The 8,068-nt window shown below is 60.5% G+C and carries 6 protein-coding genes; 1 reads left to right on the plus strand and 5 read right to left on the minus strand.

Annotated features, from left to right (window positions below):
• Positions 1-59: 59 nt before the first annotated feature.
• From ACJBF3_RS14855 to ACJBF3_RS14865, 3 genes are all read right to left on the minus strand, one after another.
• Positions 60-269 carry a hypothetical protein gene (locus tag ACJBF3_RS14855; protein ID WP_016487839.1) on the minus strand — a complete coding sequence of 70 codons (210 nt, stop codon included), beginning with the start codon at positions 267-269 and terminating at the stop codon, positions 60-62.
• 61 nt (positions 270-330) lie between these two features.
• Complete coding sequence (locus ACJBF3_RS14860; protein WP_006379606.1) at positions 331-2,400, minus strand: ParB/RepB/Spo0J family partition protein; 2,070 nt, start codon at positions 2,398-2,400, stop codon at positions 331-333.
• Between the two features lie 80 nt (positions 2,401-2,480).
• Positions 2,481-3,308: a DUF932 domain-containing protein gene (locus tag ACJBF3_RS14865; RefSeq protein WP_003092327.1), complete on the minus strand. Its 828-nt coding sequence runs from the start codon at positions 3,306-3,308 to the stop codon at positions 2,481-2,483.
• 392 nt (positions 3,309-3,700) lie between these two features.
• On the opposite strand from ACJBF3_RS14865, the gene ACJBF3_RS14870 reads away from it, so the two are divergent.
• Positions 3,701-6,157, plus strand: coding sequence for an AAA family ATPase (locus ACJBF3_RS14870; RefSeq protein WP_016487840.1), 2,457 nt, complete (start codon positions 3,701-3,703; stop codon positions 6,155-6,157).
• A 66-nt stretch (positions 6,158-6,223) separates the two neighbouring features.
• Here the strand turns inward: ACJBF3_RS14870 and radC are convergent, their stop codons facing one another.
• Together radC and ACJBF3_RS14880 are read right to left on the minus strand one after the other, a co-directional pair.
• Complete coding sequence (gene radC / locus ACJBF3_RS14875; protein ID WP_016487841.1) at positions 6,224-6,733, minus strand: DNA repair protein RadC; 510 nt, start codon at positions 6,731-6,733, stop codon at positions 6,224-6,226.
• 351 nt (positions 6,734-7,084) lie between these two features.
• Positions 7,085-8,068, minus strand: a 984-nt coding sequence (locus tag ACJBF3_RS14880; RefSeq protein WP_241185345.1) for a YhcG family protein, incomplete at its 5' end; no start/stop codon positions are given.

Here is an 8,068-nt window from a genome sequence, read left to right on the forward strand (position 1 = left end):
CGCCCGGAGTTTTCGACCACCGGCCCCAAGGCGGCACGGCTTGGGGCCGGTGCGGCTCGTTATTTCTTGGTTTCGATGATCCACCACACGGCGCGCGGCAAGGCGCGGCCCGTGAGGGGATGCAGATCGGTCAGGTCGGCGCGGGCCGTCCAGCCACGCGGCGGACGGTAGCCGCGCACGTCGCCGTCGCCGTGCCAGCGGCGGGCGCGCACCGTGCCGGAGGCATAGGTCGCAGCCATACGGGGGCGGTTTGCGGGTTGGTGGGTCATGGCAGGCATCCTCAATATGAAGCGCCCCGGCCGGAACCGGGGCGCTATCTACGGTGCGAAGTCACGCGGCCAAAGCCTCGGCCTGCGGCTGGACATCCGCCACGGCGGCCGCTTCTTCCTGTGCTTCGGCTTCGCCATCCGCCGGCGCGTCCTGCCCGGCCTGCTGCGGGCCTTCGGTGCGGAAGATGGCGGGCATCCAGCCGGTGCCAGCGGCGAGCCGTTCGGCTTCGCTGGCAATGTCGCCCTTCTTCAACTTCGCCAGTCGGGTGACGTGCGAGGGCGCGAACCCGCCAACGGCTTCCAGAATCGCGGCCTTCGGCACATGCCGGAAGTAACCCTCATTGGTGGGCTGCCACCACGCGGCCATATCCAGCCCCACGGCCTGCGCCAGTTCCGCGCCGGGCTGGTGCGGCGTGGCGCGAGGCGTCACCACGTCCACCGTGGAAGCTAAGCACACGGCCAGCAGCCGCACCAGTTCATCCTGTGATTTCGCCAGCAGCGCGGCGAACAGTTCGGCGCTGTCCTCCGGCAAGGTTTCGCCTGCCACCTGTTGCAGTTCGCGCAGCGCCACGGCGGCGGGTGATTCCGGCCAGTCCGGGGCCATGCCTTCCAGCCGGTCTTGCACCGTGAGGCGCACGCCCAGCGGCAGGTCGTGGCCGTAGTGGCTTTCCTGCAAGACGGTCTGCACCATGCCATGCACCACGGCGGCCAGCGCGGCTTGCGGATGCCGGGCCACTTCGATTTGCAGCGCGGCGGTACGGTGCGCGCTCAACCGCTGCGCCAGTCGGTCGGACATGGTGGCGGTCTTGGGCTGCTCGTCGTCCTCGCCTTCGTCCTCGTTTGCGGCTTCGCCTTCGCTGCCGAAACCCTGCCGCAGTCGTTCCAGCGTGCGCAGCGCCTTGGCTTCGGCTTCGCGCAGCAGCCCGCGATGAATCGCGGCCTGCCCGTCGCGGTCGATGGTGACGATGGCACCGGCTGCGGCCTTCACATTGGCCGCATAGTCCAGCAAGCCTTCTTCCAGCGCCTGCAACTGCTCGCCCAGGCGTTCGCCTTCTTCCTGCAAGGCATCGGCCTTTTCTTCGTCTTCGTCGTCCAGCGCGGCATCCACGGCTTCGGCCAGTTCGTGCAGCTTGGTTTGCAGCTTCTCGATGCGCTGCGCGTCGCGCTTGTTCGGACTGCGGCGTTCCCTTGGCGCACGCTGGAAGGCTTGCAGATCGGCATGGGTCATGCCCGGCGTGGCATCCACCCACGCCCAGCCCTCGGCCTGCACCTTGGCGGCGATACCTGCCAGCTTGTCCTGCGCCAGCCGTTCCAGCAGTGCGGCATCGGTCAGATACACGCCTTTGTCGCCCTCCGCGAACAGGTCGCGGCGGATGCCACCGCCTTCCTGCTCGTAGCCGTCCAGCCCGACAAAGCGCACCAGCGGATGCCGGTAGGCGTCGATTTCGCGTTCGGTCAGACGGTCGCGCAGGTTGTGCGGGCTGCGCTGCCATGTCGGCGCATCGTAGAACGCGGCTTCCTGCGCGGCGTGGTCGTCGGTGATGGCAAGGGCCATCAACTGGTCAAGGCTCACGGCCTCGGCGCGATAGTCGGCCAGCAGGCGCGGCGAGACGTTGGCGAGTTTCAAGCGGCGCTGCACCACCAGCGGCGTGACGGAAAAATCCGCTGCGATATCCTCGATGCTGCGGCCTTCGGCCACCAGCGCGGCGAACGCCTCGAACTGGTCGGCGGGGTGCATGGCTTCGCGCTGCACGTTCTCGGTCAGGCTGGCCGTGCGTGCGGTGCCATCGGCCACCTGCAGGCAAGGCACCTCCCATTCCTTGCTGATGCGGTGCTTCTTCGCCAGCAGCTTCAACGCTGCGAGGCGACGGCCACCGGCCACGACTTCGTAATGCTCGCCGTCGGCGGCGGCAATCACGATGAGGTTTTGCAGCAGGCCGACACGCTGGATGCTGGCGGCGAGTTCGGGAATGGACATGCGCGGGGTCTTGCGCACGTTGCGGCCAGTGGGGCGCGACACCAGCCGCGACAGCGGAACCAGAATCAGGTTCTTGGTCGGGTCAGCGGCTTCCAGCGGGATAGCGGCGGCGGTGTTGATGGCGCGGGCTTCGGTTTGGGTAACGGCGTTCATGGTGATAACTCCTATCGGTTCAGGAATGCAGCAGCGAAGAAAGCGACAAGGGCTGCTGCCTGCCCCTGCCGCGTGGGGATTCAGGCTTTCAACTGGCGCATGCCATCGGCCAGCAGCCAGAGGGCGCGATTCAGTCGGATGTTTTGGTCGATGCCCTGCACCGGGCGGGTTTGCTGTCGGCGCCCGTTGGCGCTGCGGCCACGCAGCCCGCCTTGGGTCAGGTTTTCTTGGGTGCGGTTGAACACGCTCCACAGGTCGGGGCGGCGGTCGTCGAAGCGGCGCGGCATCAGGATTTGCGATTCCGTGATGGGCGCGGGCTTGTCGGGGTCGTCGTACTTGAGGGCGAGCGCGGCGCGGGCGAACACTTCGGATTCGCCATCGTCCAAGGTGATGCCGCGCATGGCATCGCGCGATTCCTTCACCCGATCGAAACCGCTCAAGACTTCGTAAGCGCCCTCAATGACCAGACCGGCCACGTCGCCTTTATGGGGCACTCGCACATCGGCCACGGTGTTGCCGCAAACAAGGCCATTGCTGCACACGAACCGGAACATTCCGGCCAGCATCTGATAGCTGCTGGTGCCGTCGTGCGAGTTCAGCAGCACGATTTCGTTGGCCTCCGCGCCGTTGATCTGGCTGGCATGGCGCAAGCGAATCATGTGTTTGGTGTGCTCGCGCTTGCCTTCGTCGCGCACGCGGGTTTGCGTCACCATGAAAGGCTGGAAGCCTTCTTTGCGAAGCTCGGTCAGCACGGCGGCGGTGGGGATATAGGCGTACCGCTGCGAACGGCTCTCGTGCGGGGCATCCGCGAAGATGGACGGGGCCACGCGGTGAATCTGGTCGTCGGACAGCGGGTAATCGCTGCGCAGCGAGGGGGAGCGGAAAGCGAAACGGGATGCGAGTTGCATGGTCTTTCTCCTGACAAAAGAGGTTTGCTGTTCACACCGCACACCGGATTTCTAGATTCGGAGCCCAGCCTTTCGGCTGTTTGGTGCGGTCGGCACGAGGAACCCGGTTGGCCCTGTTGCCACCGTCTTTCCTGAGTTCATCGCCCGCGGCCAAAGGAGCGCGCGGACGGGGGCCGTCAAGGAGCCAAGCGCAGGGTGGGTGCGGCCCGCAGGCGCAGCCGAGGACACGGCCCTGCGCGCCTTGACGGCACACGGGCGCGGGCTCCGGTCGCGGGTAAGGTGATGAAGTCAGGGGAGACGGCTGGACAAGGCAACGGCCATCCCTTTGTGCTGACCGCACGCAAGCGAAGCGCGCAGGCCCGAAGCTGGAAGCCGGGCCGTAGGCGTCAGCGATGCGGAAGGCTGGCGAAGCCAGTCCCGCCAGGGATGAGCGACTAGCGAACCTGGAGCAGCGCGATCCGCGAAGCGGAGACGCAAGAGGACTCTTCGTTTACCATTTGTTTCGCAAGCTAATGATGGGAAAGCAAGAACACGGAGATCTAGAGATGATTGTCTGCATCAACCGCCTCAAACAGTTCGGAATCTTCAGCGACTTCAATGGAACGAAGATCCAAAAGTTCGGCCGGTACAACCTGGTCTATGGTTGGAATGGAACAGGCAAGTCAACGTTATCGAATCTATTCTCTTGCTTTGAGCTTCGCTCGATGGTTCCCCGCTTCAGCACGGGCCAATTTTCAGTAGTTCTGGAGGATGGCTCAACGATCACGGAATCCACACTCCACTCATCCCAATTGAATATTCATGTTTTCAATCAACGCTTCGTGCATGAGAACATTGATTGGGACAAATCCGTAAAGAGCATCCTTCTTATTGCGAAAGAGAAGATTGATGACTTGCAGAAGCTGGAGAAGCTGAAGAGCGAGCTTCAGTCGAAAAAGAAGGCTCACGACGACAAGCAAAGCGATATCAAGAAGCAGCGTGAGGCATTAGAGAAGTTCCTGACCAATGCTGCCAAGAAAATGAAGCTTGGACTTCAGGCGATTGATACGAGCGACAGTTATTACTTGAATTACGACCGCCGCAAGCTCTCCAACTTCATACAGAATAACGGCGAGACAATTATCAAGGCGGAGTCGGTTCTTCCAGATGAGAGGGTTATCGACCTTACGAATGCCGCCAAGCCAGATCAGCTTCCAAGCATTGCTTTCGCCTCAACGGCCATTGAGCCGGACTACTTTAAGAAAGCGGCGGGCCGCATCAGAGATTTGATTGGGACTACGGCGGTCAATCAAGCAATCCAGCGGCTTACCGATAACCCGGACATCCGCGAATGGGTTCAAGCAGGCTTGGAAATCCATAAAAACCACGACTCGCAATCCTGCGAGTTCTGCGGCTCTCCGTTCGCCCAGCTTCGTGCCGAGGCGCTTGCTGCCCACTTCAGCAAGGAGTTCACGGAGTTTCAGAGCCGACTTCAGAATGCGGCGACATGGATTGAATCTCAAGGCGCTCCAGCTAATCAGTTTCCCGCATCGACCGAGTTTTATAAAGAACTATCGGCCGAGGCAGAAAAGCTTCAAAAGGACTACGCAACTGCTGCTGAAAAGATCGACCAGCAAATGGACGCCTGGCGGGAAGCCCTGAAGGCCAAGATCACAGACCCTGGGAAGACAGACATTCAGATCTCGGATGTGGTTGAAGACGATGTCACCAATTTCAATGACATCCTGAAGTCGATTGTTGCTCTCGTTGGAAAGCACAACAATAAGACTTCAAATTTCAAATCTGAGACCTCAAAAAGCAAGGTGGCACTGGAGCTTCACTTTGCTGCGGCTGAGGTGCAAGAGTTTGACTATGCTGGAAGTGAGAAGAAGTGCAATGACCTTGAGTCAGAAGCAAAGAACGACCATAAGGAAATTGAAAAAATTAGTCTAGAGGTCGGAGCCATAGAAGCGGCGCTCTCGAATGAAACGGTCGGGGCAAAGGAGTTCAATGACATCCTGCATCGCTTCATTGGCCGCTCTGAGCTTTGCCTGAACTTCAATCAGAAGAAGAAAGGCTATGAGATCATCAGAAACGGGGTTGGTGAGCACGATGGGAATTTGAGCGAAGGTGAGAAGACTGCGATTGCATTTGTCTATTTCATCACGAAGCTCAAAGAAAATGGAAATAACATCAAGGATACGATCGTCGTCGTTGACGATCCGGTCTCAAGCTTTGATTCTAATCACTTGTTTCACGCCTACTCGTTTTTGAGAACGCAATGCACTGAAGCCAAGCAACTTTTTGTGCTGACTCACAACTTCACTTACTTTAAGCTAGTGAGAGACTGGTTCACTGGCACCAATAGGAATCGAGTCAAAAAAGGCAACGCCGAGAATTGCTTCTTTTATCGCCTGGATGCGCCACCTGGCTCCCCTCGTCACTCCCTACTTGTGGATGCCGACGACTCACTCAAGAACTACGGTTCCGAGTACCACTATATCTTCAAGAAGCTTTACGAATATAGGGCGCACACGACACTCAATCGAGATGAGGCGTTCTTGACCGCCAACCTCGCCCGAAAGCTTGTTGAATCGTTTTTTACCTTCAAATATCCAAGGCGGCGAAGCGACATTAGTCAATTGATGGAGGCTGGCCTAAAAGATTGCACCATCACGACACCAGAGCTTAAAGAAAAAATCTACCGCTTTATCAATAAGTATTCACATAGCGACGTTATTGAGATAACAGAGGAATCCGCAGAAAACTTGGCAGGCGAAAGCCACAGCGTCATCGGGAACATCTTCCAGTGGCTGGAAGAGGTGGACAAGAAACATTACGACGAGATGATTCAGGTTGCGACGGCCTGAGCATCAGGCCGCGAGGGCCATAGCTATGCCACCAGGCGCAGCAAAAAGGGGCCGAAGCCCCTTGGGCTAGATCAGCCCATGCTCGGCGAACGATGCCGTTTCGTTGCCCGCAACGATGATGTGATCGAGCACGCGCACGTCCACCAGACCCAACGCTTCCTTGAGCCGCTGGGTCAGCGCCCGGTCAGCCGCGCTCGGCTCGGGGTTTCCGCTCGGATGGTTGTGCGAAACGACGACCGCCGCCGCATTGAGCCGCAGCGCCTCCTTGACCACTTCGCGCGGATACACCGACGCACCGTCAATAGTGCCGTGGAACATCTCCCTGTATTCGATCAGACGATGGCGCGTATCCATGAACAGCACTACGAACACCTCATGCTCGAAGCTGGCCAACTTTGTACGCAAGTATTCCTTGACCGCCGCCGGCGAAGTGAACTCTGCTCCGCGCTGCATTTTCCGGTCAATGACCTGGCGCGCAGCTTCCAGAATGTCGTCGGCCGATGCCGGTAGATAGCGCCCGTGCGCGTCGCGCACCAGCAGACAGGAATCGAACGAGGGAAAGGACAGTTGCGACATGATCGTGCTCCGGTTGCTCGGGCGGAATTGCCCGGAACCGGCGGCAGCACGGCGCAGCGCAAGCAGTCAGGGGTCGCAGACGGCCGCCAGGACGCAAGCGCGCATGGCGCGCGCCGCCCTTGACGGCGAGAACGCCGTGATACGGTGAAGGGAACAGCAAGACCGCCCACACCCGCCCACTGCACAGAGTCGATTTTTGGCAAGCGGAGCGCGCAGGCCCGGATCAACGAGCCGGGACGGAGGCGTCAGTGATGGAAGCCCGACAGGGGCGAGACTCGCGCAGCGAAGCTCGATGCGCAGCACGACAGCGCGACGGCGGCACGCCGGGACGCCCGACTGCTTGGGACAGGACTACTCGTTGTCCGTCTTGCGCTGCTCGATTTGCAACTGCGCCCGTTGCGTTGCCTGTTGCAGCCGCTCCACCAGCACGCCCCTCGGCGGCAAGGCGGTCAGATACTCGGCAACGTGGATGCCGGACTTGTCCAGCTCCAGCAATTCGATCTGCTCGCGCTTCTTGCCGGTGCAAAGGATGATCCCGAGCGGCGAGGCTTCCTCCGGCTCCCGTTCGTGCTTGTCTAGCCACCGAAGGTAAAGCTCCATCTGCCCTTTGTAGGCCGCCTTGAAGTCACCTACCTTCAACTCCACCGCAACCAGCCGCCGCAGCTTGCGGTTGTAGAACAGAAGGTCAAGGTGGAAATCCTCGTCGTCGATCGGAATGCGCTTCTGCCGGGCGACGAATGAGAAGCCCGCGCCCAGCTCCAGCAGGAAGGACTCCATTTCACGGATGATCGCCGCTTCCAAGTCGCCTTCCTGCCAAGTGTCCCGCAGGCCCAGGAAGTCGAGGATGTACGGGTCGCGCATGACCAGGGCCGGCGACATGCGCTGCGCATCGCGCAGGGTCGCCAACTCCTGCGCTATGGTTTCTTCCGGCTTTTGGGAAAGCGCCGTGCGCTCGTACAGCATCGAGTCGATACGCTCGCGCAGCGTCCGCACGCTCCAGCGTTGGGTGCTGGCCATCTGTGCGTAGTAGTCCCGCTGGAGCGGGTCTTTCAGCGGCATCAGGGCGATGAAGTGCGTCCAGCTCAATTCTCGTATCAGTGATACGAGAATTCGCTCGTCGGGGAAGGTGGCGGCGAACTGCACCATGCGGCGCAAGTTCTGCTCTGCAAAGCTGCTGCCGTACTCCTCCACCAACTGCGCAGCCAAGGTGGGCAGAACTTCCTTGCCGTAGGCGCCCCGGCGCCTGTCCAAGACCTGCGTGTGGATGCGTTGGCCGATGCGCCAGTAGAGCATCGTAAGCTCGCTATTCACCGTCGAGGCGGCGCGCTTGCGCGC

Origin of the sequence: Enterobacter sp. PP-008-ECC_S150 (assembly GCF_045257065.1) — a bacterium.
GTDB classification, from domain to species: domain Bacteria; phylum Pseudomonadota; class Gammaproteobacteria; order Enterobacterales; family Enterobacteriaceae; genus Enterobacter; species Enterobacter chengduensis.